The sequence below is a fragment of the Micromonospora sp. DT53 genome (assembly GCF_049841535.1).
In the GTDB taxonomy this organism is placed as follows: Bacteria; Actinomycetota; Actinomycetes; order Mycobacteriales; family Micromonosporaceae; genus Micromonospora.
In genome coordinates this window covers 826408-851174 of sequence record NZ_JBNCKM010000001.1, presented here as the reverse complement: position 1 = coordinate 851174, position 24767 = coordinate 826408, and the positions used below count along the sequence as shown (strand labels likewise).

Annotated in this window: 27 protein-coding genes; 13 read left to right on the top strand and 14 right to left on the bottom strand. The window is 69.4% G+C overall.

Going from position 1 to position 24767, the window contains the following annotated elements:
* Nucleotides 1-123: 123 nt before the first annotated feature.
* The 4 genes from ACLQ3B_RS04065 to ACLQ3B_RS04050 are packed head-to-tail and all read right to left on the bottom strand — an operon-like array spanning nt 124 to nt 4438.
* Nucleotides 124-1332: an ABC transporter ATP-binding protein gene (locus ACLQ3B_RS04065; protein WP_425777421.1), complete on the bottom strand. Its 1209-nt coding sequence runs from the start codon at nt 1330-1332 to the stop codon at nt 124-126.
* Nucleotides 1333-1342: 10 nt separating this feature from the next.
* Nucleotides 1343-2179 carry a carbohydrate ABC transporter permease gene (locus tag ACLQ3B_RS04060; protein ID WP_350853661.1) on the bottom strand — a complete coding sequence of 279 codons (837 nt, stop codon included), beginning with the start codon at nt 2177-2179 and terminating at the stop codon, nt 1343-1345.
* Nucleotide 2180: 1 nt separating this feature from the next.
* Nucleotides 2181-3155, bottom strand: coding sequence for a carbohydrate ABC transporter permease (locus ACLQ3B_RS04055; RefSeq protein WP_425777418.1), 975 nt, complete (start codon nt 3153-3155; stop codon nt 2181-2183).
* Nucleotides 3152-4438 carry an ABC transporter substrate-binding protein gene (locus tag ACLQ3B_RS04050; RefSeq protein WP_425777416.1) on the bottom strand — a complete coding sequence of 429 codons (1287 nt, stop codon included), beginning with the start codon at nt 4436-4438 and terminating at the stop codon, nt 3152-3154. The genes ACLQ3B_RS04055 and ACLQ3B_RS04050 overlap by 4 nt, the downstream gene beginning before the upstream one ends.
* Nucleotides 4439-4746: 308 nt before the next feature.
* On the opposite strand from ACLQ3B_RS04050, the gene ACLQ3B_RS04045 reads away from it, so the two are divergent.
* Nucleotides 4747-5070: a hypothetical protein gene (locus ACLQ3B_RS04045; protein ID WP_425777414.1), complete on the top strand. Its 324-nt coding sequence runs from the start codon at nt 4747-4749 to the stop codon at nt 5068-5070.
* Nucleotides 5067-5465 (top strand): hypothetical protein, encoded by a 399-nt coding sequence (locus tag ACLQ3B_RS04040; protein WP_425777413.1) that lies wholly within the window; start codon nt 5067-5069, stop codon nt 5463-5465. Before ACLQ3B_RS04045 ends, ACLQ3B_RS04040 begins: the two co-directional genes overlap by 4 nt.
* A gap of 18 nt (nt 5466-5483) precedes the next feature.
* Here the strand turns inward: ACLQ3B_RS04040 and ACLQ3B_RS04035 are convergent, their stop codons facing one another.
* A complete protein-coding gene (locus ACLQ3B_RS04035; RefSeq protein ID WP_204941004.1) occupies nt 5484-5738 on the bottom strand; it encodes a flavin reductase in 255 nt (84 codons plus the stop codon).
* 279 nt (nt 5739-6017) lie between these two features.
* Between ACLQ3B_RS04035 and ACLQ3B_RS04030 the strand changes: the two genes are divergently transcribed.
* On the top strand, nt 6018-6818 hold the full coding sequence (locus tag ACLQ3B_RS04030; RefSeq protein ID WP_425777411.1) for a helix-turn-helix domain-containing protein: 801 nt from the start codon (nt 6018-6020) through the stop codon (nt 6816-6818).
* On the top strand, nt 6812-6994 hold the full coding sequence (locus tag ACLQ3B_RS04025) for a DUF397 domain-containing protein (protein ID WP_425778047.1): 183 nt from the start codon (nt 6812-6814) through the stop codon (nt 6992-6994). The genes ACLQ3B_RS04030 and ACLQ3B_RS04025 overlap by 7 nt, the downstream gene beginning before the upstream one ends.
* 169 nt (nt 6995-7163) lie before the next feature.
* On the opposite strand, the gene ACLQ3B_RS04020 is transcribed toward ACLQ3B_RS04025, so the two are convergent.
* Nucleotides 7164-8237 carry a hypothetical protein gene (locus ACLQ3B_RS04020; protein ID WP_425777409.1) on the bottom strand — a complete coding sequence of 358 codons (1074 nt, stop codon included), beginning with the start codon at nt 8235-8237 and terminating at the stop codon, nt 7164-7166.
* Entirely contained in the window at nt 8234-8575 is a 342-nt protein-coding gene (locus ACLQ3B_RS04015) for a PadR family transcriptional regulator (RefSeq protein ID WP_425777407.1), read from the bottom strand. Before ACLQ3B_RS04015 ends, ACLQ3B_RS04020 begins: the two co-directional genes overlap by 4 nt.
* A 108-nt stretch (nt 8576-8683) precedes the next feature.
* On the opposite strand from ACLQ3B_RS04015, the gene ACLQ3B_RS04010 reads away from it, so the two are divergent.
* The 3 genes from ACLQ3B_RS04010 to ACLQ3B_RS04000 all read left to right on the top strand — a co-directional run bounded on the left by ACLQ3B_RS04010 (nt 8684) and on the right by ACLQ3B_RS04000 (nt 10327).
* Nucleotides 8684-9385, top strand: coding sequence for a VOC family protein (locus ACLQ3B_RS04010; RefSeq protein ID WP_425777405.1), 702 nt, complete (start codon nt 8684-8686; stop codon nt 9383-9385).
* Nucleotides 9386-9572: 187 nt separating this feature from the next.
* Nucleotides 9573-10004: a hypothetical protein gene (locus tag ACLQ3B_RS04005; RefSeq protein WP_007462448.1), complete on the top strand. Its 432-nt coding sequence runs from the start codon at nt 9573-9575 to the stop codon at nt 10002-10004.
* A gap of 47 nt (nt 10005-10051) precedes the next feature.
* Nucleotides 10052-10327 carry a hypothetical protein gene (locus ACLQ3B_RS04000; protein ID WP_124816228.1) on the top strand — a complete coding sequence of 92 codons (276 nt, stop codon included), beginning with the start codon at nt 10052-10054 and terminating at the stop codon, nt 10325-10327.
* A gap of 13 nt (nt 10328-10340) precedes the next feature.
* Here ACLQ3B_RS04000 and ACLQ3B_RS03995 read toward each other — a convergent pair whose 3' ends face one another.
* Complete coding sequence (locus ACLQ3B_RS03995; RefSeq protein ID WP_425777402.1) at nt 10341-11123, bottom strand: L,D-transpeptidase family protein; 783 nt, start codon at nt 11121-11123, stop codon at nt 10341-10343.
* Between the two features lie 408 nt (nt 11124-11531).
* Nucleotides 11532-12242, bottom strand: coding sequence for an HAD family hydrolase (locus ACLQ3B_RS03990; protein WP_425777400.1), 711 nt, complete (start codon nt 12240-12242; stop codon nt 11532-11534).
* Nucleotides 12243-12363: 121 nt separating this feature from the next.
* Here ACLQ3B_RS03990 and ACLQ3B_RS03985 point away from each other — a divergent pair, with 121 nt between their 5' ends.
* Entirely contained in the window at nt 12364-13005 is a 642-nt protein-coding gene (locus tag ACLQ3B_RS03985) for a hypothetical protein (protein WP_425777398.1), read from the top strand.
* A gap of 30 nt (nt 13006-13035) precedes the next feature.
* Here the strand turns inward: ACLQ3B_RS03985 and ACLQ3B_RS03980 are convergent, their stop codons facing one another.
* Nucleotides 13036-13614: a TetR/AcrR family transcriptional regulator gene (locus tag ACLQ3B_RS03980; protein ID WP_425777396.1), complete on the bottom strand. Its 579-nt coding sequence runs from the start codon at nt 13612-13614 to the stop codon at nt 13036-13038.
* A gap of 218 nt (nt 13615-13832) precedes the next feature.
* Here ACLQ3B_RS03980 and ACLQ3B_RS03975 point away from each other — a divergent pair, with 218 nt between their 5' ends.
* Nucleotides 13833-15035 carry a low temperature requirement protein A gene (locus ACLQ3B_RS03975; protein WP_425777395.1) on the top strand — a complete coding sequence of 401 codons (1203 nt, stop codon included), beginning with the start codon at nt 13833-13835 and terminating at the stop codon, nt 15033-15035.
* Nucleotides 15036-15274: 239 nt separating this feature from the next.
* Here ACLQ3B_RS03975 and ACLQ3B_RS03970 read toward each other — a convergent pair whose 3' ends face one another.
* From ACLQ3B_RS03970 to ACLQ3B_RS03955, 4 genes are all read right to left on the bottom strand, one after another.
* Nucleotides 15275-16111, bottom strand: a complete 837-nt coding sequence (locus ACLQ3B_RS03970; protein WP_425777393.1) for an MBL fold metallo-hydrolase — start codon at nt 16109-16111, stop codon at nt 15275-15277.
* Between the two features lie 126 nt (nt 16112-16237).
* Nucleotides 16238-16594 (bottom strand): DUF1330 domain-containing protein, encoded by a 357-nt coding sequence (locus ACLQ3B_RS03965; RefSeq protein WP_425777391.1) that lies wholly within the window; start codon nt 16592-16594, stop codon nt 16238-16240.
* Nucleotides 16595-16726: 132 nt separating this feature from the next.
* Entirely contained in the window at nt 16727-18211 is a 1485-nt protein-coding gene (locus tag ACLQ3B_RS03960; RefSeq protein WP_425777389.1) for a helix-turn-helix domain-containing protein, read from the bottom strand.
* 155 nt (nt 18212-18366) lie between these two features.
* Nucleotides 18367-19077 carry an alpha/beta fold hydrolase gene (locus ACLQ3B_RS03955; RefSeq protein ID WP_425777388.1) on the bottom strand — a complete coding sequence of 237 codons (711 nt, stop codon included), beginning with the start codon at nt 19075-19077 and terminating at the stop codon, nt 18367-18369.
* 304 nt (nt 19078-19381) lie between these two features.
* Here ACLQ3B_RS03955 and ACLQ3B_RS03950 point away from each other — a divergent pair, with 304 nt between their 5' ends.
* From ACLQ3B_RS03950 to ACLQ3B_RS03935, 4 genes are all read left to right on the top strand, one after another.
* Nucleotides 19382-20224 (top strand): alpha/beta fold hydrolase, encoded by an 843-nt coding sequence (locus ACLQ3B_RS03950; RefSeq protein ID WP_425777386.1) that lies wholly within the window; start codon nt 19382-19384, stop codon nt 20222-20224.
* A gap of 121 nt (nt 20225-20345) precedes the next feature.
* Nucleotides 20346-23078 (top strand): helix-turn-helix transcriptional regulator, encoded by a 2733-nt coding sequence (locus ACLQ3B_RS03945; RefSeq protein WP_425778045.1) that lies wholly within the window; start codon nt 20346-20348, stop codon nt 23076-23078.
* 59 nt (nt 23079-23137) lie between these two features.
* Entirely contained in the window at nt 23138-23623 is a 486-nt protein-coding gene (locus tag ACLQ3B_RS03940; protein WP_425777384.1) for an SRPBCC family protein, read from the top strand.
* A 182-nt stretch (nt 23624-23805) separates the two neighbouring features.
* Nucleotides 23806-24615, top strand: a complete 810-nt coding sequence (locus ACLQ3B_RS03935; protein ID WP_425777382.1) for an alpha/beta fold hydrolase — start codon at nt 23806-23808, stop codon at nt 24613-24615.
* The last annotated feature ends 152 nt before the right edge of the window (nt 24616-24767 follow it).

The following is a 24767-nucleotide window of genomic DNA, read 5'->3' as shown; positions in this document are numbered from 1 at the left end:
GGCGGGGGGCACCTCCCCCCGCCCGCCCCCGCCGCGCCGATCTTGCACTTGCTGTCCCGGCACAAGGGGACATTCCACCTATGTCGACGACCGAAACTGCAAGATCGGCGCGATCTGACGCTGTCAGTCGGCGAGCGCGCCGGCGGCGCGACCCTCGTGCAGGGTCAGGTTGCGGCCGTTGGCCGGGTCGAACAGGTGGATCTTCTCCAGGTTGAACCAGACTCGGCGCGTCTGCCCCTCGGCGACCGGGGACTCGGCGGACAGCCGGGTCACCAGGTTGCCGCCGGCGCCGGCGAAGTCGGCGGCGCCCGCGTCGGCGGCCAGCTCCTCCAACTCGGCGGCGCTGGCCTTCTCACCCTCGACTGTGAAGTAGACGTACTTGTCCGAGCCCATCGACTCGACGATGTCCACCGGCGCCTCGAACTCCATGCCCCGCCGACGGGTGTCGTCGTCGACCAGCTCGGCGTCCTCGAAGTGCTCCGGCCGGATGCCGAGGATCAGCTCACGGGGCGCGTCGGCCGCCTCCAACTCCCGGCGGACCCGGTCGCCGAGCGGCACCTGCCCCAGGGCGGTGTGCAACTCGCCGTCCTGCACGGCGGCGTGCAGGAAGTTCATCGACGGCGAGCCGATGAAGCCGGCCACGAAGAGGTTCTTCGGGTGGTCGTACAGCTCCTGCGGTGGCCCGACCTGCTGCACCGCGCCCCCGCGCATGATCACTACGCGGTCGCCGAGGGTCATCGCCTCGGTCTGGTCGTGGGTGACGTAGACGGTGGTGGTGCCGAGCTGCTTCTGCAGGCGGGACACCACAGTGCGCATCTGTACCCGCAGCTTGGCATCGAGGTTGGACAACGGCTCGTCCATCAGGAACGCCTTCGGCTGGCGGACGATCGCCCGACCCATCGCCACCCGCTGACGCTGGCCGCCGGAGAGGTTGGCCGGCTTGCGGTCCAGCAGCGAGGTCAGCTCCAGCACCTTCGCCGCCTCGTCGACCTTGCGCTCGATGGTCTCCTTGTCGAGCTTCGCCAGCCGCAACGGGAACGCCATGTTCTCCCGCACGGTCATGTTCGGGTACAGCGCGTACGACTGGAACACCATGGCGATGTCCCGGTCCCGGGGAGCCTTGTCGTTGACCCGCTGCCCGGCGATGCGCAGCTCACCGGAGCTGATGTCCTCCAGCCCGGCGATCATGTTGAGGGTGGTGGACTTTCCGCAGCCCGAGGGCCCGACCAGGATCACGAACTCGCCGTCGGCGATCTCCAGGTCGACGTCCTGCACGGCGACGGTCCCGTCCGGGAAGCTCTTGCTCACCTTGTCCAGCACGATGTCAGCCATGACTACTCACCTATCCCTTGACTGCGCCGGAGGTCAGACCCGACACGATGCGACGCTGGAAGAAGAGGACGAACAGGATGATCGGCACGGTGATCACCACGGCGGCGGCGCAGATCGCCCCGGTGGGGTCCTCGAACTGCGACGCGCCGGTGAAGAACGACAACGCCGCCGGCACCGTGCGGGACCGCTCGGTCGAGGTCAGCGAGATGGCGAACAGGAAGTCGTTCCAGCAGAAGATGAAGACCAGGATCGCCGTGGTGAACAGCCCCGGCGCGGCCAGTGGCGCGATCACCCGCCGGAACGCCTGCCCCTGCGTGGCGCCGTCCATCTTCGCGGCCTTCTCCAGATCCCACGGGATCTGCTTGAAGAACGCCGACAGCGTGTAGATCGCCAGCGGGAGCGCGAAGGTGATGTACGGCAGGATCAGCCCGAGCCAGGTGTCGAAGATCTTGAGCTGACGCTCGATCTCGAACAGCGGCGACACCAGTGACACCTGCGGGAACATCGCGATCAGCAGGGAGACGCCGACCAGCAGCTTCTTGCCGGGGAAGTCCAGCCGGCTGATCGCGTACGCGGCCATCGCGCCGAGCACCACAGCGATCAGCGTGGCGATCAGCGCGACGCCTATCGAGTTGACGAGCGCCCGGACGAACTGGTCGGTGTCGAAGATGGTCCGGTAGTTGTCAAGCGTCCACTCCCGGGGGATGAAGTTCCCGTCGGTGAGGGTGGCCGGCGTCTTGAACGACAGCGACGCGATCCACAGCACCGGGACCAGCGCGAAGACGACCACGAGGACGTCGAGCAGACCCCAGCGCAGCTTTGCCCTGGTAGTGGTTTCGACAGCCATGTCAGCGCCTCTCCCCGTCGTCGCTGCCCGGAGCAGCGGTGCCGAACAGCTTCACGAAGACGAAGGCGATGATCGCCACGGTGATGAAGATCAGCACTGACATCGTCGAACCGATGCCGAGGTTGAGGCCCCGGATCAGGTTGTTGTAGGCGAGCATCGACACCGACGACGTCTCGTTGCCGCCGGCGGTCAACACGAAGATGTTGTCGAAGACCCGGAACGCGTCCAGGGTGCGGAACAGCAACGCGACAAGGATTGCCGGCTTCATCACCGGCAGCATCACCTTCGTGAACTTCTGCCAGGCGGTCGCGCCGTCGGTGGATGCCGCCTTGAGCAGGTCCTCCGGCACCAGCGCCAGCCCGGCCATCAGCAGCAGCGCCATGAACGGGGTGGTCTTCCAGATCTCCGCCAGCATGATGATCGCCAGGGAACTGGCCCGCTCGGTGAGTGGCGCGCCGTCGCTGAACAGGTCGGCCAGGTAGCCCGTGCCGGGCGTCCACGCGTACCGCCAGGAGAACGCGGCGACCACTGTCACGATCCCGTACGGGATGAGCGCCGAGGTCCGGACCAGGCCGCGGCCGACCAGGGTGCGGTGCATGATGATCGCCAGGCCCATGCCGAGGACCAGCTCGACGGCCACGGTGACCACAGTGATCAGCATGGTCACCCCGAACGCGGTCCACCAGAACTCGTTGGTGAGCACGGTGACGTAGTTCTCCAACCCGATGAACTCACGCTGGTCGGGGAAGCGCAGGTCGAAGCGCTGCAACGACAACCAGACCGAATAGATGATCGGGTACGCGGTCACCGCGATCATGACCAGCGCGGCCGGCGCGCACAGCAGCAGACCAAGCTTGCGTTCGGCCTTCTTGTTCTCACTCAGTGGGGGCTTGCGCCGGCCGCCACGCTGGGTGGGCACGGTGGCGCGCCGGCCGTCGGTCTGCTCAGGTGTTTCGGTGGTGGCGGGCCGGGTCATGGCAGGACCCCCTTCGACTGGAGGGCGTCGGCGATGGCGCCGCGCAGCTCGTCGGCGGTCTGCTGCGGACGGATCCCGGACGGCGGCGACAGGATCGCCGACATCACTGTGGAGATGCTCTGGTAGGCGGGGGTCAGCGGACGTGTCGCCGGCTCCTTCAACTCCTCCAGGATGGTGTCCTTCATCGGGTACGCCTCGGTCATCTCCGGGTCGTCGAAGACCGCCTCGATGGTGGGCGGCACTCCGTCGTTGATGGCGGAGAACTTCTGGTGCTCGGCGCTGCGGATGCACCGGGCCGCCTCGAAGGACTGCTCCGGGTGCTTGGAGTAGGAGCTGACGGCCAGGTTGACCCCACCGATGGTGACCTTGCTGGGGGTGCCCTCGTCGATGCCGGGGATCCGAGCCCAGCCGACCTGCTTGGCCAGCTCCGGGTTCGCCTCCTGCAGGGCCGGGTAGACGAACGGCCAGTTCACCTGGAACGCGCCGGAGCCGGACTGGAACTCCAACCGGACCGGGTCCTCGGTGGCGTTGCTGAACGACGGCGAGGTCACGCCCGCCGTGGCGAACTTCTTCAGCTGCTCCAACGCCCGGACCGTGCCGTCGTCCATCACCGCCTTCTTGCCGTCGTCGCTGAGGATCTTGCCTCCGGCGCTCTCGGCCAGGGTGTTGTAGAGGACGACAAGACCCTCGTACTGTGCGCCCATGGTGAGCACCTGGTACGGCTTGCCCTGGTCCTTGAGCTGCTGGGCCGCGCTGATCATCTGGTCCCAGGTGCTCGGCGGCTGCGGGACCAGGTCCTTGCGGTACCAGAGCAGCTGGACGTTCGTGTTCTTCGGCGCCGCGTACAGCTTGTCCTCGTACCGGGCGGTGTCCAACGGCCCGGCGAGGGTGCCCTGCTCGACCTCGGCCTTGTCCTGACCGGTCCACTCCCGGATCCAGTCGGCGCTGGCGAACTCCTGGGTCCAGGTGACGTCCAAGCCGAGCAGGTCCATCCCGCTGTCCTCGGCGGCCAGCCGGCGCACCATCTGCACCCGCTGGTCGTCGGCCTGCCGGGGCAGCACCCGGTAGGCGATCTCGTACCGTCCCTGGGCCTGCGCGTTGCAGTCGTCGACGACCTTCTGCAGGTTCTGCTCGGGCGGGTAGTACAGGTTGATCGTCGGTGGGCCGCCAGCGTCGTCCGCGCCGCACGCGGCCAGCGGCGCGACGAGCGCCAGCGCGGCAGCCGCCGCCCCCAGCCGAACAACCGGCCGGCGTCGGTGTCGAGCCGTTTCGGGGTCCGTCATCGCCCTCCCCCTCTCCTCGGCGAAAGACCGGGGAGGGCATCCGCGCCCCGGCGCACGGCGAGACGATTCCGAGCCGGCAAGCTGCGGAAACTCCGGCCCGGATGCTCTGTAGCGGCTACTCTGCCCCACCGGTGAAGCCGCGAAACCTGGCTGTCACAACGGGGACTGCGCGCAGCGACCGGCCGCCTTCGCCTGCGCCGACACCACGCGCGTGGTCGACTCGGCGTCCTGCTCCGGCCGCCCTGGAGAGGGCGTCGAGACCGCGAGCCCCGACGATGGCAACAGTATGACAGGGGTAGGCTGATCGTATGACAGAGCCTCAGCGTCGCTTCACGATCTCCGTCCCCCCGGACGTGAGTCAGATCCTGGAGAGCCAGGGCAACCGCATGGCCAGCGCCTACGTCACGGAGTCGGTGCGTCGGCGTAGGCGGGTGGAACAGCACAAGGAGTTGTTGCTCGCCGCCGGCATCCACGCCACTGACCAGGGTGTCGCCGAGGCGCGAGCCCGCCGCCTGGGCGTGGAAGCCGAGTGGCCCTCGGAGCGGTTCGAGGCGGAGCGCGCCAAGATCCGCGCCGCCATGGAGGCCGAGATGAACGGTGACGACACCGCGCCCCGCGCCGACCCCGCATGACCTCGGAGACAACACCACCAGTCCGGCTCATCCTGGACCGGTCAGCCCTGCTGGGATACGCCGTCCTCCGGACCGTGCACGTGGGCGAGCCCGTCCACGAGGTGATTGAGGACGGGGTGCGGTTCGGGGTGCCGGTCGTGGCAGCGACCGAGGCGTTGACCAAGGCGACCGGCAAGGACCTGGCTCTGCTGCACAAGCTGCTGGCCTTGACTTCCTGCGCGCTGCTGCCCGAGCAGGCGGAGGATCTACCGGAGCTGACCTTCTGGCAGCGCAGGACCGGCCGTTTCGACCTGGCCGCGGCCGCCGTGGCGGGCCTGACCCACGATGCCGCAGTGCTGACCAGCGAGGGGCCCGAATACTCCGACGGGGTGCCGCTGATCCACTTCCCGGGATGAGCTACGCCGGGCCGAGCGTCAGCTCCGGGCTCTGGCCCAGGAGAGAAAGCGCTCGGTCATCCGGGCCGGCGGATGATCCGGGTGGAGCTGGGTGAGCTGGTTCGTCGCCTCGTGCATCAGCGTGCCGAGGTAGATCAGCAGTGCGGTCCGGCTGGCCCGGTACTCCGTCAGCAGGGCGAGCTTGGCCGGCTGGCAGGGCCACTCCCGGCCACAGTTACGGCACCGCCACAGCGGGCGCATGGCGACGTGCGGGACGGGCGGCCGGACCACCATCACCGCCACCGCACCGCGGGCTGCTGGTCTGTCGGGCTCAACACATCGACCTCCTCGGGGGCGGGGAAGGGGCCGCTCCCGCAAGGGGGAAACGGGAGCGACCCCGGGGACAGGGCCCGCCGCCGCCATTCCGGCCACCAGCGGACCCGCCACTGGTGACAGTGTGGTGATGACACGACTACGGTCGATACGTGCTCACGCCATTCGTGCAGCTCAGCGGCCCAGGTGAGCACCCATGAGGGACGCGCCGAGCCAGACCGAGCGAAGGTTGGGGAATCGATGGGGACCGTCACCGACTACGTGCTGGAGGAACTGCGGCTGTTCCGGACGGGGTCCGGGCTCAGTCAGGACGACTTCGGCAGGGGCATCGGCTATTCGGGTTCACACGTCAGCTCGGTGGAGACCGGCGGGCGACCGCCCACGAAGGAGTACATGAGGGCTGTCGACACCCACCACCAGACCGGCGGACGCTTCCTCCGCATGCTGGACGGGTTGGCCCGGCTCGACGCCGAACCGGCCTGGCTGCGCGAGTGGATCGAGTTCGAGCGGGAGGCGACCACGCTGCGCTGGTTCGAGTTGGCGTACGTGCCGGGCCTGCTCCAGACCGAGCGGTACGCCCGCGCGACGCTGGCCGGTGGCCGGTTCGATGCCGAGGACGTGGACCGGATCGTCGCCGCCCGGCTGGAGCGGCAGGCGATCCTGCACCGCCCGCGCCCGCCGCAGCTCATCGCCGTGCTGGACGAGGCGGTGCTGCGCCGGCCGGTGCTCGACCAGCCGGGCCTCATGGTCGAGCAGTGCGAGCACCTGGTCCAGTTGGCGACGGCGGAGCATATCCAGGTGCACATCGTGCCGACAGATGCTGGGATGTATCTGGGGATGGGCGGTCAGTTCATCATCGCCGAGATGCCCGACGGCGAGCGCGTGACCTATGCCGACAACCAGCTCACCGCGCAGATCGTCGATGCGCCGACCGACGTCGCTAAGCTGGCGAAGACGTGGGAGATCGTGCGGAACGAGGCGCTCCCCCGCCGGCAGTCAACCGAGCTGATCAAGGAAGTGGCGAAGTCATGGGCATGCTGACCCCACAGTGGCGGAAGTCGACCCGGTCCGGCGGCAACGGCGGAGCCTGCGTCGAGGTCGCCGACAACCTGCCGAGCGTGGTGCTGGTGCGCGACACCAAGGACCGCGACGGCGGCACCCTGCACGTCGACCCGACGGCCTGGAAGGCCTTCGTCGAGTACGCCAAGCAGCACTGAACGCGAATCTCGGAGAAGATCCCCCGACTAAAGCATTCTCCGGCGGATCTGGAGATCTTGGACACTTTCCGTTATCGCACAGTTATCGCAGAACGGAAAGTGTCCAAGATCTACCCTGAATGGCCCCGCGACCGTCGGGAACTACCGTCGACAGCAGCGGTCGAAGGCCTCAGCTTGCTATCGCCGCTTCCCGCGTCTCCGGCTGCGGGCCCGGACGGGCCAGCAGGATCGCGGCACCCGCGAGCACGGCACCGGCGATGGTCAGGGCGAGAATCTGCCAGGAGGGCCCCAACGGGTAATAGGGGCCGGGGGTGAACGCGCTGTGCACGGTGAAGACCGGATCGACGTCGCCGTGATCTCGGAATGCCCGCAGCGCGTTGCCGTACAGGGCTACTGCCGGCAGAGCGAGCGCGACCAGCGCGACGGCCCAGAGCCCGGTGGAGGCGCGCCGCCGTTCGGCCGACGCCTCCACGATCCGGTACGCGAGGGCCGCTGCAAACAGCCATCCGACGACGAGTCCGATCAGGATGCCCACCACGATCAGCGGTAGGAACATGGGCCTGCTCTGCGCCCAGCCGTCGAGGTGGACAGAGCCGTGGTCGGGGGTGAGGTAGCCCCGCACCTGGAGTGTCAGGCCGCTCGACCTGGCGCTGAACGTCGAGTTTCGCATCGGCAGGTCGACGAAGGATCTGGTGTCAGGGTTGAGCCCGACAGCCTGACCGCCGAGCGGTGTGATGTCGGAGACCGACCAGCCATCGGCTGCGAACCGCTGCCGGGCCTGCTCAGCATCCCAGGCACCACCGACTTCGGTGGTCGTCGAGATCGACTCCTCCAGCCATGGCGACACGATGCGCATGTGGACCGAATCGCTTGTGGCTCCGCTGGCCCGCTGGGCCAGGCTGGCGATTGCCGCGTCGTCGGGCAGGTCCGCGAACGTCTGCGACCCTGCCCACGACCCGGCGGCCCCACCGAGCGCGCCCATTGTCAAGGCGAGGAGGACCGCCGCGAGCACCGCGAAGGGACGGCGGGCGGGGAGCCGGAGCCGGTGTCGAAGGCCGCTGGCGAGCAGGTGCAGGGCCTCCCCGGGCCGTGGGTGGCGCTGCCCAGGCGCCGCCATCTCAAGGAGCGTGGTGACCATCTCGGTGCCGTACCGCCGCCGGTGCCGGCCCGGATAGGCAAGCAGCAGCTTCCGGTAGTGGCGTTCGAGACTGCGGTCGTCGTTCGACCAGGTGGCGGCGGTCATGCGATCACCGACCCGACGCCCGGGGCACCACCGAGACGCTTGCTCAGTTGGGCATCGGCCGCCGCGGCCTGCCGACGCAACCGCTCGGCCTGGGCTTGCAGGGCGACCGCCCCTGCCTCGTTGAGTCGGTAGTAGCGACGCAGCCGCCCGTCGACGGCCTCTTCCCGGTCCACCTCGATCAGGCGCTGCTCGACCAGGCGGTCGAGGGCGCCGTAGAGGGTGCCGGGCCGCAGCTTCACGTCGCCCGCGGACAGCTCTTCCACCGCCTGCACAACCCCGTAGCCGTGCAAGGGCTGTGTGGCCAGAGCGGTGAGGATGAGAAACGTGGATTCATGCATGAGCCGACACTATGTGCGGCGTTATATAACGTCAAGGATGCTATCGGGACTCGCCGGCCCGGAGCCTTCCGCCCGGACACGTCCCTCCGGACCAGGCATGCTGGGACGATGATCGCGCGCTTCAAGGACCTGTGTCTGGACGCCACCGACCCGCTCGCACTGGGTGCCTTCTGGGCCCGGGTGCTCGACGCCGACGTGGCCGATGCCGGTGACGACGACACCCGGGTGGACCCGCGCTCGGCGCGCTCCAGCGCCGAGTCGATCTGGGTGAACAAGGTGCCCGAGCCTCGGGTCGGCAAGACCCGCGTACACCTGGATCTGCGGTTGGCCGGCGCGGACCCGGCGGCGTTGCTCGCCGACGGCGCCCGGCTGGTCCGCGAACCGGCCGGCGACGACACCTGGTGGGTGTTGGACGACCCGGAGGGAAACGAGTTCTGCGCGTTCCCGGCCCGCGACGGCGCCCGGCCGGGCCCGTTCGAGCTGGTCGTCGACTCGGCCGACCCGGTGGCGCAGGCGACCTGGTGGGCCGAGGTGGTCGGCGGCACGGTCGAGCACGAGCCGACAACCTCGTCGGTGGTCGGCGCGGCCGGGTTCCCCTGGGACTACTGGGTGTTCGCCCAGGTGCCCGAGCCCAAGACGGTCAAGAACCGCCTGCACTGGGACGTCGACCTGGTCGACCCGGAGCCGATGGCGCTGATCGCGACGGGCGCGACCCTGCTGTGCGAGCCGACCGCCGAGAGCCGATGGTGGGTGCTGGCCGACCCCGAGGGCAACGAGTTCTGCGCCTTCGCACCACGCCCCACCGGGTGAACGACCGACTACCGAGCGCGGGCGTCGTCGGCTAGCGTTTTCGTAGCGCCGTAGCCTGCGCGTTTCGCCACCGCCGTCGACACGCCTCCGGCCGACCCCAGGCCTGCCCGATCGGTTGGTAATCGCGGGAACGTCCCACCGCCGCTCCCCCGGTTCGGCAGGATCGTCCCAACGAGGAGGTGCCGTCGTGCAGGACACCCGCGCTCTCGCCCTGACGTTCGAGGTGAGCGGCCTGCCACCGGTCAAGACCGAAGCGTTGTCCATCTTCGCCGCCGGGCATCGCCAGGCGACGAGGGTCCGCACCCTGCTCCAGGCCGCCCTCGTCGCGGCCCAGCGCACCGGCTGGACGCCGTTGCCCGGGCCGATCGAGGTGGACCTGGTGTTGCGCTGCCCGCCCGGGCACCGTACGTCCGACGCCAGCACCCTGCTCGGCGGCGTCTGCGCGGTGTTGCAGGACAAGAAGCGGGTGTCGACCATCGGCCTCGCCCACCTCGGCGTCCTGGTGGACGTCGCCCTCTACGACGACGACCGGCAGATCCGCCGGTTGTCGTACCACGAGGAACCGGCCGAGGAGTTCTCGTACCAGGTGCGGGTCGCCGCCGTACCGACAGGGGTTTGACCGACGTCCGCGGTGGGGTATCGCGGACGCCGACGAAGGGAGCACCGATGTCGGAGCCACATGTCACGCTCGACCCCCGCGGGCTCGATCCCGTGCAGCAGAAGCTGCGCGGTCCGCTGGAGGAGCAGCTGACCTCGGCGCTTCAGGCGGCGATCGACCGGGTCGGCGCCGACTACGCCGGCGAACCGGTCGAGCAGGTCTGCCAGCGACTGTTGGAGGAGACCCGCTCCGGGTTGCATCCCGACATCGCTGCCGGGTTCAACCCGGACATGGACGAGTTCTGCCGGGTGGCGGTGGCGATCGTCCGGCGCGAGGCCGGCTGAGCCGCAGCGCCTGTCAGTATCGGCCGAGCTGGGCGTACGGGCTGAGCACGATGCGCGGTGACAGCGCCGGGTCCAGCCAGGTGAGCACGTCGACCAGGTGAGAGTGTGCGAGGGAGACGCAGCCAGCGGTGGCGTTGCCGGCGCTGGTGCTGAACTGGTGCAGGAAGATCCCACTGCCCGCGTTCGGCACCGGCTTCGGCACGTTCGGCGCCATGTTGTAGGTGATCACCGCGAAGTGCGTGTACGCGGGGACCTCCTTCCACAGCGCCTCGCTGGCCCCGCCCGGGTTGGTCGCACTGTGCTGGAAGGTGTTGTAGAGCGACGACGACGGGTTCTCGTTCCACCAGTCACCGCTGACCAGCCGGCGGTAGGGGAATCGCATGCCCGGGTTGGCGGCGATGCCGTACATGGTGGGGCCGATGGAGTAGACACCGGTCGGCGTGGTCGGCACCCCCTCCACGTGGTTGTCGCTGAAGCCCTTCGAGCCGAGCCGGGCGGGCAACGACGCCGACGCCGGCTGCCAGCCGTTGCGGGACCGCACGTACGCCTCCAGCGTGGCGTAGGTGGTGGTGTAGCTGCTGGCGCCGACGATGATCACCTGCTTCGTCGCCGCCGGAAGCGTGGTCAATTCGCTGGCCCGGTTTCGGCGCCGACCCGGCCACGGTCGTGGCATCGGGACGGTGCCCCAGCCCGGCCGCAGCGGCTCGCTCGCGCCGAGTGCGGGCGCGGCCGGGGTCAGCACGGCCGGGGCGGCCAGACCTGCCGCCGCGCCGAGAAGGAGAGACCTGCGCTTCATGCCGCCATCCTGACAGTCGAACCGACGTGCGGTCTGCCCCGCTCGGCACGGTCGAACGATTCGCGGGGTGGGCCAGGACCGGGTCCGCAACTACCCGGCCCTGACCCTCGGCCGTCCGGCGGGGGAGCGGACAGCTCCGGCACCCCGCCGCGCGGGGGTGGCACGACGCCACGCGCCGCGACGGGGTGAGCCGGCCACTCCGCACTCAGCTCCACGGTGCTCGCCCGCCGAACGTCGACGCGCCCGACACACCCCGAGGGGCCGTGAGCGCCGGACCAGGTTAGGCGGGCTCCGACCGGCCGGACAAGCCGCGTCGGGCGGACGGAGGCAGGACTGATGCCACGGTGAAAATCGGGCAGATCGACGTAACGCGACCATGATCGCCGACGCTGTTTGGCTTCGGTACGGTCAGAAGTGCCGCAGCAGGTCCCGGAACGCGGCGAGCCGCAACACCCCGTCGTCGGTCGGGTCCAGTTCGTCGTCCTCCAGCACCCACGTGTTCGCGTTCGGGATGAACACCGCGTTCAACCCGGCCGCCCGCGCCGGCAGGATGTCGGACTTCGGGGAGTTGCCGATCATCCACGCGTCGGCCGGCGCGAAGCCGTGCTCCCGGGTGAGCCACCGGTACGTGTCGACGTTCTTCTCGGCGACGATGTGCGCGGCCCCGAAGTGGTGCAGCAGGCCGCAGGCGTCCAGCTTGCGCTGCTGCTCCTCCTGGTCGCCCTTGGTCAGCAGCAGCAGCTCGTGCCGGCCGGCCAGCTCGTCGAGCGCGTCGGCCACCCCGGGCATCAGCTCCACCTGGTGCTCGACCAGGGCCAGCGCCAGCCGGTCGATCTCCTGGCGTTCGGAGTCGGTGGCCGGCCGCTCACGCAGCCGCTCCAGGCACTCCGCCAGGCTGCGCAGGAAGACCTTGCTGCCGTATCCGTGCGCCACCGCGTTGGCCCGCTCGATGTCGTCGAGGACGGCCCGCAGCTCGGCCCGGTCGAGGGTGGGGTGGTCCAGCCAGCCCAGGAAGTCGTCGATCACCCGCTCGAAGACGACGTTGTTCTCCCACAACGTGTCGTCGGCATCGAAGATCAACACCTGTGCCTGCCGCCTGGCCGCCGCGCCGACCGTCATGCCATCCCCTCCCCGCGCCCACCGCTCGATGAGCCGAGGGACAGGATAGGCGGCAGACAAACGGCGATTCCCGTGAATTTCTCCGCTCGGCAGGTTCGGGACGGCTCTTGAGGAGTGCGGCATGTTCACCATGAAGTGGGTCACCGGCGTGGCGATGCTGGCCTGCGCCAGCGCGCTGGTGGGGTGCCAGGGCGGTGCGGACGAGGCGCCGCGCGCAGCGGCGGGCACGCCGACGCCGTCGGGCGCCGTGACAGGCGTGCCGACGCCGACGGCAGGGGCCCCGGCCACGTCGTCGGCGGCGGTCGACCCGCTGCTGTCCGGCAAGCGCGAGGTCACGATCACCCGGGTACAGGGTTCGGGGAAGCCGTTGGAGATCAGCGGACGGCTGGAGGAGGGCGGCGACACCGGCGGTCGCATCCTGTTCGTGCCGACACCGATCGGCGGCGACCGGTACGTGATCAGGGCATTCGGCGTGAAGGACGGCCACCCCGCCAACGACGACCCGTCCTGCTGGCAGGTGAACGGCCTGGACATCGAACCCGAGCTGACCATCGGGGCCGTCGTCTGCGACCAGGACGACCCGATCCAGCGGTTCACCATCATCGCCAAGGGCGACGGCACCTACGCGATCGGCAGCGAGACCCGGTTCCTCCAGCACCTCCCCGGCAACGGCCTGGTCCTCAAGGAGTTGGGCACCTCGAAGCTGAACACCACGTTCCGGTTCACCGACAAGGGCCCGGCCGACCGCGAGCCGGTCAACTGACCAGGATCGGGGGCGTCGGCGGCGGCGGGGTCACGGCCACCGCAGCAGCCGTTGGGCGATCAACGCTTCGCGTTCCTCCTGCCCCTCGGGTCGGAGCCGGCCACCACGGGTGAGCATCACCACGCCGTGCAGCAGGCTCCAGCCCACCTCGGCGAGGGTGTCCGGGTCCCGGCCCTCGGCCAACGGGGTCAGGGCCGCCCGCAGCTCCGCGAAGACCGCCCGCGGCGCGGCCGGCACGCCATCCACGCCGAGGGCCAGGTCGGGGGTCAGCGCGAGCATCGCGTCATAGACCTCCGGATTCGTGTACGCGAAGTCGAGGTACGCGGTCGCGACCGCCGGCCAGACCCCCTCGGGGCTGCCAGCGGTCTCCGCGTGCGCCTCGGCGAGATCGGCGGCCAGATCGGCGAAGGCGCACACCGCGACGGCGGCGATCAACGCCTCCAGATCGGCGAAGTGCCGGTAGATGTCACCCATGTCGATCTCGGTCCGTTCGGCGAGCCGTCGGGTGGTCACACCCGCCCAGCCTTCCGTCTCGGCCAACTCTCGCGCGACCGCGACGAGGAGGTCACGCCGGTCCTGTTCGGTGGCCTTCTCAGCAGGTCCGGGCACGCACCCGAGCCTAGGGGTGGACACCAGCCGTAGTTCCCTGGTGACGGATTGGCGACTGGGCGGGCTGGTCAGGCCGACGACGCAGGTCTGCCACAGTGGAATTTCCGCGAGCTTCCCGTCCTCCTCGTGCCACAGCCGACCTCTGGCTCGTTGAGCGAAGAGATCACCGCGACGGGAGGGCACGTGGTCGTTCGGCGGCACCGGCCAGTGGCGGACCGATGAGCGAGAAGCACGACGACGGGTTGGTACGCAGCGAGGCCAGCGGACAGCGAGCGACCTTTCTGGAACTCTTTCTCGACCTGGTCTTCGTCTTTGCCCTCACCCGGATCTCCGCCCGGGTGATCGACGATTTCACCGACGGCCAGCGGGGCGTGTACGCGGGTCTCGGTCAGGCCCTGTTGCTGTTCCTGGCGCTGTGGGCAGTCTGGTCGTTGACGGTCTGGTCGACCAGTTGGCTGGACCCGGAGGCACCGATAGTCCAGACCGTCATCATCATGACGATGGTCGGTGCCATGACGATGGCCGTCGCGGTGCCCGACGGCTTCGGCGCGCGGGCCTCCCTCTTCGCCATCACCTACGTGAGCCTCCAGATCGGTCGCGTCGTCTACTTTCACGTCGCCGGGCACGGCCGGCCGGATCCGCGGCAAACCTTCCGGGTGCTGCTCTGGTTCGGTCTGAGCGCGCCGCTCTGGGTCATCGGCGGTCTGGTCCACGACGGCACGGTCCGCGGGCCGCTCTGGACCATCGCCGTCCTGATCGACTACACCGGGCTGCATCTCGGCTGGCCGAGCCCTCGGGTCGGTGCGCAACGGATCGGCGGCCGGATGATCGCTGCCGAGCATCTCGCCGAGCGATACCAACAGTTCCTCCTCATCGCGATCGGTGAGGCGATCTTCGTCATCGGGCTGGCGTTCAGCGGCAGCGAATTTCACGCCATCCAGACGGTCGGCTTCGTCCTCGCACTGGCGACCACCGTCCTGTTCTGGCGGATCTACTTCCACGTCGCGGGAGAGTTGCTGGATACCGCCGTGAGCCGCTCCCGCAGCGCCGATCGGCTCGCGACCGACATGGCGTCCGCCCACCTGATCATGATCGCGGGGATCGTGCTGAGCGGCGTCGGCTTCGAACTGTTCGTCACCGAGCCGCTCGGGCACCTGCCGGCGGCCTGGCTCATCGCCATCCTCGGCGGTCCGGTGCTCTTCCTCGTCGGCCGATCGACTCTCGAATACCAGGTCTTCGCCAGGGTTTCCCGATCCCGGACAGCCGCCCTGCTCACTCTCGGTCTGCTCACGCCGGTGGCCCTCCACCTCGCGCCGCTCGCCGCCGGCGCGGCTGCGGCCGTGGTGCTGCTCGGAGTCGCCGCCGCGGACGTACAACGATCACGTCGACGCCCCGCAGAGAAGGCCAAGCCCCCGTTCTAGCCTGATCAAGTTCGGCCTCGTCACCGGCTGAGGGCCCTGCCGGCCGCGTGATCGCGCTCGATCCACGATCGAGTGGCCTCCCAGTGCCAGGGACACCACTACGACATGGATCGAGCGCGATCACGCCGGAGGCGGCCCCGCGGGGAGGACGTCAGCGGCGCAGCGTGCGGATCAGGTCGGCGACCAGGGCTGTCCAGCCGGTCGTTCGGCGCCACCGGCACGACGGGGCGGAGACCATGTCAGGCGAAGACGGCCTTGACCGAGTTCCAGAGCACGCCCCGGTTCATCCGGTCGGGATAGAGCGCCAGTATGGCGTCGTACAGCTCCTGGTGGTTCGCCGCCCTCCTCAGCGCGGCGGAAAAGTCCTCGACATACCGCCGGGTTCGGCCGATGTCATCGGGGCTGTCCGCGTCGCCGTCCCGCTTGTGCCCGGACACGACCGCGCTCGGGTGCAGACCCTCGATCGTGTCCAGTGCCTCAAGCCACCGCTCGCTGCCGCCGCCCGTGGATTCGGCCAGGTAGAGGTGTACATCGCCATAGACGGCATCGCCGGCCACCACCAGTCCGGTGCCGGGCACATACAGCGCGCTGGTGTTGTCGGTGTCGGTGTGGCCCAGTTCGACGGCCTGCAGCCGCTCGCCTTCGAGTTCGAGCTGCCCGTCAGCGAGTGGTTCGACGGTGAACCGCTGGCCTGAGAGCTGACCCGGGAAGCGGGGCTGCCAGTAGCCGTCGAACCACTGAGGGCTCCACTGCGCGGGCATGTGCTCGGCTACGCTCGGCGCCGCGACGACCCGGGCCGCGGGGAACCGCTCCAGCACGCCGGGAGTTCCGAAGAAGTGATCACCGTGTGCGTGGGTGATGAAGATCGTGGTGACGTTCTTGCCGGTAGTAAGGATCCAATCGGTCAGGACTCTCGACTCGTCGATGGTCATCAGCGGATCCACCAGGACCGCGTCCCGCTCGCCGAAGATGAGCGTGGACGCCGTCGGTGACCACCGGCGGCGGTCCTCGCCCGGCGGAAGGTCATCCGTGACGGCGACCTTGGCCGGCGCGACGTGGACTGCATAGCTCAGCATGATCGTTTCAACCCTTTTCGGTACTAGATCCACCGCCGTGCCGGGGGCGACACGGAGTTCGGCCGGTCGCCCCCGGGCACTGTTGACGGGTTCAGATGTGGTGTCCGCTGCCGCGCGAGGACGCGGTCAGTGAGAGGCGGCCTTGATCGCGTCCCGGACCTGCCGGGCGAAACCGGCCACGGTGAAGTCCGGGCCGACGCCGTCGACCAGGATGAGATCGCTTATCGCGTTGTTGGTACGCATCGGCAGAATCGCCTGGTATTCAGCCGAGCCGTACCACGCCTCGGCAGCGGCGCGGTCCGGGAACTCCATCAAGACCACCGAGCCGGGCCAGGCCCCCTCGACCACTGTCGCGTCACCCTGGGCCAGCCACTTCCCGCCGTAGGGCCGTACGGTGGCCTCGACCTGTTCGAGGTAGGACAGCCCAGCCTCGTTCGGGACGCCGCCGGGGATGCGCAGGTGATTGATCAGGTAGGTGCTCATTTGCTGAAGCCTTTCTTGTAACTGTTTGATGAGGGCCATTACCAAAGATTCCACCCGATGCGGGCGGTGGAGAACACGAGAAACCGTGTGCAGAAACAATTCTGCAGTTGGTCGTCACCGCCCGTGGCGATCTCAGCCGACGGCGGCCTTCCGCTGAGCCCGGAGCCCGGCGGGTTCAAGGCCGGACCGGCGGCCGGTGACGGTGCCGCCGTCCAGCAGCCGGTCGACCCGACGCCTCGGCGCCCCGTCGTGGCCGACGGTCGGCTCTTCGTCGACCAGCCGCTGCCTGGCGAACAGACGGATGAGGTTGTGGAAGCCATACCGACCGTCCGTCTCGGCCCGTAACAGGCTCAGCTCAATGAGCTCCTCCAGGGCGACCTCGGTGTCGTCCAGATCGTTTCCGTCCAGGGCCGCCGCGCGACGTGCGTCGAAATCCGGCCCGGGCAGCAGGGACAGGCGGCGAAACAGACGCCGGGCCGGCGGAGACAGTTGGGTGTAGGAGAGGTTGAAGGCAGCCGCTATCCGCAGGTCTCCGGCGACGAGCTGATCTAGCCGCCGACGCTCGTCGGAGAGCAGACTGGCCAGGTGCTGCACCGTCCACTCGGGTCGACTCGTCAACCGGTTGCCCGCGATCCGTAGCGCAAGAGGTAACCGTCCACACAAATCGGACAGCGTGCCCACCGCCGGTGATTGCGAGGCCGGGCCATCGTCACCCAGGATGCGCCGCAGCAGCGCCGCCGCGTCCTCGGCTGGCAACGGCGTGAGGTTGAGCCGGTGGGCGCCTTCGAGACCGGCCAGCAACCGGCGACTCGTGATCACGGTCAGGGATCGCCCCGGCTCCGGCAACAACGGCCGCACCTGAGCCTCATCCGCGCCGTTGTCCAAGACCACTAGTGCCGGCCGGCCGGCCAGCAGACGACGGTACATCCCTGCGCGGTCCGACTCGTGTACCGGGATCACGCCGTCGCGGACACCGAACGCGGCAAGCAGCCGGGCGAGGGCCTCTGCGGAACTCGTTGGGCGCGCGTCCATTCCTCGCAGGTCGAGGAAGAAGATGCCACCGACAAATTTGGCACCGAACACGTGAGCTGCCTGCACCGCCAGCGTCGTCTTGCCCACCCCGGCCACCCCGGACACCGTCACCGCTTGCGCCCCCACCGACGCCTGCTGGGCGGCCGCCGAAATCTGTCCGAGCCGCTCCAACTCCTGGACGCGGCCGGTGAAGTCGGCGATCGGCCGCGGCAGCGAGCAGCCGCCGGCCGGTACAGCCCTGGCCCGGCCGGTCCGCGCGACCGTGATGAAGGTCCGCCGATCCGCCTCGGACAAGACGAGCGCCTCGGCCAGCGCCTGGACGGTACGCCGCTGCGGCACGAGGCTGCGCTCCCGCTCCATGTCGCTGATCGCCCGCGCGCTGACTCCCGAAACCTCGGCCAACTGTTCCATCGTCAACCCGGCAGCGTGCCGGTGTTCTCGCAGGCGGAAACCAAAGCTACCGAATTGCATGGTGCACGACCTCCCGGAAGTTGTCGTCTGGAGAGCGCAAGATTCAATTCCTCGCCGTAGAAAGCTCCGGACCGCCGCCTCAGATCCGCCGCGCTCGCCGCGCTGCGGGAGCACCGCCTCGCCATCCAGAACAGCCGAGCGTGTCGTGGCCCCGGCCGTCGTCCGAGCTGACGCGGGGACGACGGCCGTGAGCGTGCACGAATGGTTCCAACGCTCGGGCGATTCCGTTGGGCGAAGCGGCGGGGCCGCAGCGCCGCGAGCGCTTTCGGTCAGCTAGCGGCGGCGCGGAGGATGAGGTCGGCGACCTCCGACGGGTGCGAGGCGAACACCGCGTGCGACGCGCCCTCGATGCTGACCACTTCACCCTTGGCCCGCTCCGCCATGAAGCGGTGCGCGGCGACCGGGATGTTGTTGTCCGCCTCGGCGATCAGGAAGAAGCTCGGGATCGTCGCCCACGCCTGCGGCCCGTCGGCCGGCTCCTCGAGAGCGGCCACGGTGATCGGCCGCTGCGTCGACGCCATTACCCTGGTCACCTCGCCGGGCACATCCGCCGCGAACTGGTTGTGGTAAAGCCCCTGGGCGACGTACAGGTCCTGATTGCCGTCCGGCAGCGGAACCGGCCGCAGCGTCTGGGCCAGGGTGCTGCCCGGGAACAGGCCGGACAGCGTCGCCGCGCTGTCGCCCGGCTCCGGAGCGAAGGCGGCCACGAAAACCAACGCCTTCACGTTGCCGGCGCCCGCTGCGGCCTTGCTGATGACCATCCCGCCGTACGAGTGCCCAACCAGCACCACCGGCCCGTCGACGCTGTCCACCAGGGCTCGCGCCTGCGCCGCGTCGAACGCCACCGACCGCAGGGGATTGGCCGCCGCGATCACCGTGTGCCCCTGTGCCTGAAGGCGCTCGACCACCGGGCCCCAGCCGCCCGACTCCGCGAACGCACCGTGCACCAGAACAACAGTTGCCTTCGTGTTCTCCGACATGGGTTCCTCCGAATGTCCGTATCTATCGTCGTGCTGACACGACCAATACTCGGCACAACGCTCGGCCCCAGCGCCCGTCAGATGACGGTGCCATGACGGTCGACAAGTGGATTGGACAATGTCCGTACCCGTCGGTTGACGACCTGTCTGCGGACCCAGCGCCCCGGCCGAGTACCGAGCCCCGCCCCCCGGGTCGCTGACGACCGGGGCCTGCTGCTCCACCTCGGGGAACGTAGCGACAGTGGTGTGCCGGCCGGCGGGTAGCCTTTCCTGTTTGTTCGTAGATGTGTCGGAGGTATCGACGATGGCGCACACGCCGATCGTGCTCGTACACGGCTTTTATCACGGTTCGTGGGCGTGGGCCGAGGTGGTCACGGAGCTGTCCGCGCGAGGCCGGACGGGCGTCGCCGTCGATCTGGCGGCACACGGATTGCATGCGGTGAACCCCGCCGCGGCGGACAGGCGTCCCTTCGACCCGGTCGCGTACGCCACCGAGCGGTCCCGGGTCGCGGACATCGGCCTCGACGCGGCGGCCGACCTGCTGGCCACCCGGCTGGGCCGGATCGGTGGCGGCCGGGCAGTCTGCGTGGTCGCGCACAGCATGGGCGGCGCGGTCCTGAGCCGGGTGGTGGAGAAGAATCCCGGGCTGGTCGCGCACATGGTTTACCTGGCCGCATACATGCCGGCCTCGGACACACCGTGCATCGCCTATCCGGCCCTGCCCGAAGCCGCCGACAACACGTTCATGCCGCTGTTGGTGGGTGATCCGGCGGCCACCGGCGCCCTGCGGATAGACCCACGCAACCCTGACCCGGCAGTGCGGAACGCCATCCGAGAGGCGTTCTACGGCGATGTGGCGTCGGAGCGGGCCGCAGCCGCCACCAGCCTGCTCAGCTGCGACGCACCTCTGGCGATGGCCACGGAGAGTACGACGCTGACCGCAGCGGGATGGGGCTCCGTACCGCGTACGTACGTCGTGTGCAGTCACGACCGCACCATCCCGGCGCCGCTGCAGCGGCTGTTCATCGCGCAGGCCGACGCCGCGTTCCCGGACAACCTCACCGCCGTGACCGAACTCGCCGCGTCGCATTCCGCGTTCCTGTCGTCTCCGGGCCGCGTGGCCGACGTGATCGCGGGCCTGCCGTGAGTGCCGGCCGGAATCGTCCAGGCAGCGAGCATGGTTCTTGGCGCCGCCGGCGACCTGACCGGGACGGCTGGCAACGAGGTCCCTCGGCCAGAAGGCTGGGCTTCTGGAGGTTCGAGCGGTGATGCTGGTTGGGCGTGACGACGACATCGCGTCGATGCGGGCCTACTTCGACCGAGCTGCCGTCCGTGGCGGTGCGGTACTCCTGGTCGGCGAGGCCGGCGTGGGCAAGACCGCGATGCTGGACGAGTTCGCCGCCGGCGAGGTCGAACGCGGCGCCACGGTACTGCGGGCCGCCGGCGTGCAGTTCGAGGCGGAAGTCGGTTACTCCGCCCTGAACCAGCTGCTGTTCCCGCTCGGCGACGACATGGCCGGGCTGAACGAGGCGCACCGCAACGCCCTGCGGTGTGCGCTGGGCTTCGATATCGGGCCGGTCCCGGACCGGCTCGTGGTGTCGAACGCGGCGTTGCTCTGGCTGCGCTCGGTGGCGGCCGAGACGCCCCTTCTGCTCGTGATCGACGACGTCCAGTGGGTTGATCGGGCGAGTGCGCAGGCACTCGGCTTCATCGCCCGCCGCCTCGTCGGCAGCCCGATCCGCTTCGTCGCCGCCTGCCGCCCCGACGAACGCGGCTTCTTCCAGAACGGCGGGCTCACCGAGCTGAACCTCGCGCCGCTGCGTGCCGATGCCGCTCGTACGCTGGTCGAGCAGACTTTTCCCGAGCTCGCGCCAGCCGTACGCCAACGGCTGCTCATCGAAGCCGCCGGCAATCCACTGGCCCTGCTGGAGCTGCCGGCGGCGTTCGACGGCGACCAGCGCACCGACTTCACCACTCTTCCCGCCGTCCTCACGCTGTCAGAACGGCTGCAGGAGATCTTCGCAGCCCGGGTGCGCACCCTGCCGGAGCGTTGCCGTCTGATGATGCTGCTTGCTGCGCTCGGCGGGACCACAGCGACCACCCGTCTCCAGACCGCCGCCGGTGACATCTGCGACCTCGACGACCTGGTGCCGGCGCGGGAGAAGCGGCTCCTGCAGGTATCCGGCGGCAGGCTGACCTTCCGGCACCCGCTGATCGGCGCCGCCGTGGTGGCGGCGTCCACTGATCGACAGCGACGGTGGGCGCACGGTGTGCTCGCCGAGGTCGCGGACTCGCCCGAACGCCAGGCCCGGCACCTCGCCGCGTCCACCGTCGGGCCGGATGCCGACGTTGCCGCGAAACTCGAAACGAGTGCTCGTGCACTGCTGCGACAGGGCGATGCGATCGGGGCCGTCGCCGCGCTCACCCGCTCGGCTGAGCTCAGCCCCTCGCTGGCCGATCGCGGCCGTCGGCTCGCGGAGGCTGCCTACATCGGCGCGGACGCCGGTGGTGAGCTGGCCACCGCCACCCGGCTGCTGGACAACGCCCGCCGCACCGGATCGTTGGGCACCCACTCGCTGCCGGCCGCGGCCGCAGCCGCCCACCTTCTGATCAACTCCGATGGTGACGTCAGGACTGCACATCGTCTACTGGCCGCCGCGATCGAGGCCGGTGATCACCGATTCGACGCTGAGCAGCCGGTACTTGTCGAGGCGCTCCACAACCTGCTGCTGATCAGCTGGTGGGTGGGCACCGAGCAGGCCTGGCAGACCTTCCACGGCCTGCTCGGGCGGCTCACCCCGGAGCCGCCGCCGGTGCTACGCGTGACGGCGGCAGTCTTCCCTGATCCGGCGCGGGCCACCCCCACGGACATCGCCGACCTGGACGCACTGATCGACACGATCGACACCGACGATGAGGACCCGACACGTCTGATCCGCATCGGCACCGCAGCGGTCTTCCCCGACCGCCTGCCCCGGCTGCGCTTCTCGGAGCGACGCCTCGTGCGCCAGAGCCGAGAGGGCAAGGGCCCGGCTCGCCGCCACCTCGGGGCGCTCATGCACCTGAGCATCGACAGTTTCCAAGGGGGCCGCTGGGACGAGGCCAGCGAGACAGCAGACGAGGGTCTGACCGTCTGTGGGCAGCACGGGTTGCGGTTCTTCCACTGGTACTTCCAGTTCGTTCATGCCCTGGTCGCGGCCGGGCGGGGTGAGGTGAAGGCCGCCCGACAGCTGACCGACGGCATGGCCAGCTGGGCCACCGCCCATCAGGCCGGCGGCGTCCCCCCATTCGCGTTCCAGGCCAGAGCGCTGGGCGACATCGGAGCCGGGGATTACGAGGCGGCCTACCAGAGCGCCGCGCGGGTGAGCCCGCCCGGACAACTGCTGCCGTACCGGCCGACCGCCCTCTGGTCGGCTCTCGACCTCATCGAGGCGTGCATGCACACCGGACGAGCCGCGGAAGGCGTGGCGCACGCCAGGGCCATGCGGGACGCTGGTCTGGCCGACATCTCGCCCCGGCTCAGCATGCTGACCTCGGCGGCCGCCGCCCTGACCGCCGAGGATCCCGGGATGTTCGAAACGGCCATCTCGGTGCCGGGTGCTGATCAGTGGCCCTTTGACCTCGCCCGTATCCGTCTGGCGTACGGCGAGCGGCTGCGCCGCAACCGTGACATCAGAACCGCCCGCGAGCAGCTCACCATCGCCCACGACGCCCTTGCCGCCATCGGCGCGGTTCCGTGGCGGGAACGCGCGGCAAGCGAGTTGCGGGCGACCGGGATGACCCGGCAGTCGACGCCGGATGCCGGATCACCACTGACGCCCCAGGAGCGGGAGATCGCCGAACTCGCCGGCGCCGGGCTGACCAACAAGCAGATCGGTCAGAGGCTGTTCATCTCGCATCGGACGGTCGGCGATCACCTTTACAAGATCTTCCCAAAGCTCGGCATCACATCCCGGGCGGCCTTGCGGGACGCACTCACCGCGTACGACGAACGCGGGTGACCGTCGACGGCAGTCATCTGACGGGTGCTGTGCCCTACCGTGGCCGCCAACCTTGAGGCATGACCGCAGAGCAGCACCCGGGGGTGCACTGGCCGCCTGGCTGGGGACCGGGCCAATGCGACAGCTTCGTAACTCACGAACGCCGGATCGCCGCGCCCGCCGCGGTCATATTCGGGCATCTGATCGCGATAGAGGCGTGGCCGAAGTGGCAGAACTCGGTGGATCGCACCGAACCGCCAGGTGACCTCCTGGTGGGCGCTGGCTTTCTGGTGGCAACCACATCACACGTCCTGGACGGCATCGTCGGTGAGCTCGATCCACCGAGCAGATTCGGTTGGGTGGCCATCGGCGACGACATCAGCTTCTACCAGACGTGGCTGCTGCTCGACCAGGACGACGGACACACCCGGACGATCTTTCAGGAGGCCGCCCGCGGCCCCGCCGCGCTGCTGCGTGCCGGCAACCGGGCGGCGCTGACCCACGGCTGGCTAGCGGCACTACCGCTGCGGGTCAAGCACCGGGCAGATCCCGAAACGGGGCAGTAAGGGCGGTGGCCGCCGCCCGACCACATGAACCGTATGCAGAAATTGTTTTGCATGCGCTTCCGCGTGGTCCGTACCCGCTGCTCCCGATGGAATAGGAACCGGCGGTACGGCTCCACTCGCAGCGACGAGCGGAATGACGCCTCCTCCGCCATCCGCGTCCCATCAACACGAATGGAAAGCCCATGCGAATTCGCACCCCCAAGGCAGTGACCTACGCGGCCATGATTGTTCTGGCGGGCGCCACGCTCGTCACGGGAGTCTCCGCCGCGACGGCCGGCGAGCGACCCAAACCCAAGCCGACCATCGTGCTGGTGCACGGCGCGTTCGCCGACTCCGCAAGTTGGAGCGGAGTCATCGAGCGGCTCCGTCGGCAGGGTTACCCGGTCGTCGCCGCCGCCAACCCGCTGCGCGGGCTCAGCTCAGACGCCGACTACGTACGGACCGTCATCAACTCCGTGCAAGGCCCGGTCGTGCTCGCCGGCCACTCGTACGGAGGCGCGGTGATGACCAACGCCGCCGTGGGCGACCCGGACGTCAAGGCGCTCGTGTACGTCGCGGCCTTCGCACCCGATCAGGGCGAGAGCGCCCTCGACCTGTCGAACAAGTTCCCCGGGAGCACTCTCGGAGCAACCCTCGCTCAGGTGCCGCTCGGTGACGGCACCGCCGACCTCTCCATCCGGCCGGACCTGTTCCGGCAGCAGTTCGCGGCCGACGTGTCCGAGCAACAGGCCTCGTTGATGGCCGTGACGCAGCGGCCCATTCGCGACGCGGCGCTCAGCGCGAGCTCCGGCAAGCCGGCCTGGTCCGAGATCCCATCCTGGTTCCTTCTCTCTGGGGCGGACCGCAACATCCCGGTCAAGGCTCAGCGTTGGATGGCCGAGCGGGCCGGTGCTCGGGAAATCGTGGAGATCCGTAAGGCCTCGCACGCCGTCGGCGTGTCCAACCCGGGCCCGGTAGCGGACCTGATTGTTCGCGCGTCGAGGGCGCGCTGATCCGACAGCACGACATCGGAGCTGCCGGCGAGCGGATCGGTTCGGCGTACGACGGAGGTGGCGGCACCCACCCGGGCCCCCCCCGCCCGCGGGCAGCACCAACCCGCCACAGGCGCGCCGACCCCCGCCCCCAAACGCCACCACCGCGCCAA

Coding starts and splice junctions, on each gene's coding strand:
- ACLQ3B_RS03940 (WP_425777384.1), top strand. CDS start 23,138: ATGACCGCAGAGCAGCACCCGGGGGTGCACTGGCCGCCTGGCTGGGGA.
- ACLQ3B_RS04045 (WP_425777414.1), top strand. CDS start 4,747: ATGACAGAGCCTCAGCGTCGCTTCACGATCTCCGTCCCCCCGGACGTG.
- ACLQ3B_RS04060 (WP_350853661.1), bottom strand. CDS start 2,179: ATGGCTGTCGAAACCACTACCAGGGCAAAGCTGCGCTGGGGTCTGCTC.
- ACLQ3B_RS04040 (WP_425777413.1), top strand. CDS start 5,067: ATGACCTCGGAGACAACACCACCAGTCCGGCTCATCCTGGACCGGTCA.
- ACLQ3B_RS03975 (WP_425777395.1), top strand. CDS start 13,833: ATGAGCGAGAAGCACGACGACGGGTTGGTACGCAGCGAGGCCAGCGGA.
- ACLQ3B_RS03970 (WP_425777393.1), bottom strand. CDS start 16,111: ATGCTGAGCTATGCAGTCCACGTCGCGCCGGCCAAGGTCGCCGTCACG.
- ACLQ3B_RS04010 (WP_425777405.1), top strand. CDS start 8,684: ATGATCGCGCGCTTCAAGGACCTGTGTCTGGACGCCACCGACCCGCTC.
- ACLQ3B_RS04020 (WP_425777409.1), bottom strand. CDS start 8,237: ATGACCGCCGCCACCTGGTCGAACGACGACCGCAGTCTCGAACGCCAC.
- ACLQ3B_RS03950 (WP_425777386.1), top strand. CDS start 19,382: ATGGCGCACACGCCGATCGTGCTCGTACACGGCTTTTATCACGGTTCG.
- ACLQ3B_RS04000 (WP_124816228.1), top strand. CDS start 10,052: ATGTCGGAGCCACATGTCACGCTCGACCCCCGCGGGCTCGATCCCGTG.
- ACLQ3B_RS04050 (WP_425777416.1), bottom strand. CDS start 4,438: ATGACGGACCCCGAAACGGCTCGACACCGACGCCGGCCGGTTGTTCGG.
- ACLQ3B_RS04030 (WP_425777411.1), top strand. CDS start 6,018: ATGGGGACCGTCACCGACTACGTGCTGGAGGAACTGCGGCTGTTCCGG.
- ACLQ3B_RS03995 (WP_425777402.1), bottom strand. CDS start 11,123: ATGAAGCGCAGGTCTCTCCTTCTCGGCGCGGCGGCAGGTCTGGCCGCC.
- ACLQ3B_RS04065 (WP_425777421.1), bottom strand. CDS start 1,332: ATGGCTGACATCGTGCTGGACAAGGTGAGCAAGAGCTTCCCGGACGGG.
- ACLQ3B_RS04035 (WP_204941004.1), bottom strand. CDS start 5,738: ATGGTGGTCCGGCCGCCCGTCCCGCACGTCGCCATGCGCCCGCTGTGG.
- ACLQ3B_RS03945 (WP_425778045.1), top strand. CDS start 20,346: ATGCTGGTTGGGCGTGACGACGACATCGCGTCGATGCGGGCCTACTTC.
- ACLQ3B_RS04015 (WP_425777407.1), bottom strand. CDS start 8,575: ATGCATGAATCCACGTTTCTCATCCTCACCGCTCTGGCCACACAGCCC.
- ACLQ3B_RS03965 (WP_425777391.1), bottom strand. CDS start 16,594: ATGAGCACCTACCTGATCAATCACCTGCGCATCCCCGGCGGCGTCCCG.
- ACLQ3B_RS03955 (WP_425777388.1), bottom strand. CDS start 19,077: ATGTCGGAGAACACGAAGGCAACTGTTGTTCTGGTGCACGGTGCGTTC.
- ACLQ3B_RS04055 (WP_425777418.1), bottom strand. CDS start 3,155: ATGACCCGGCCCGCCACCACCGAAACACCTGAGCAGACCGACGGCCGG.
- ACLQ3B_RS04025 (WP_425778047.1), top strand. CDS start 6,812: ATGCTGACCCCACAGTGGCGGAAGTCGACCCGGTCCGGCGGCAACGGC.
- ACLQ3B_RS03985 (WP_425777398.1), top strand. CDS start 12,364: ATGTTCACCATGAAGTGGGTCACCGGCGTGGCGATGCTGGCCTGCGCC.
- ACLQ3B_RS03990 (WP_425777400.1), bottom strand. CDS start 12,242: ATGACGGTCGGCGCGGCGGCCAGGCGGCAGGCACAGGTGTTGATCTTC.
- ACLQ3B_RS03935 (WP_425777382.1), top strand. CDS start 23,806: ATGCGAATTCGCACCCCCAAGGCAGTGACCTACGCGGCCATGATTGTT.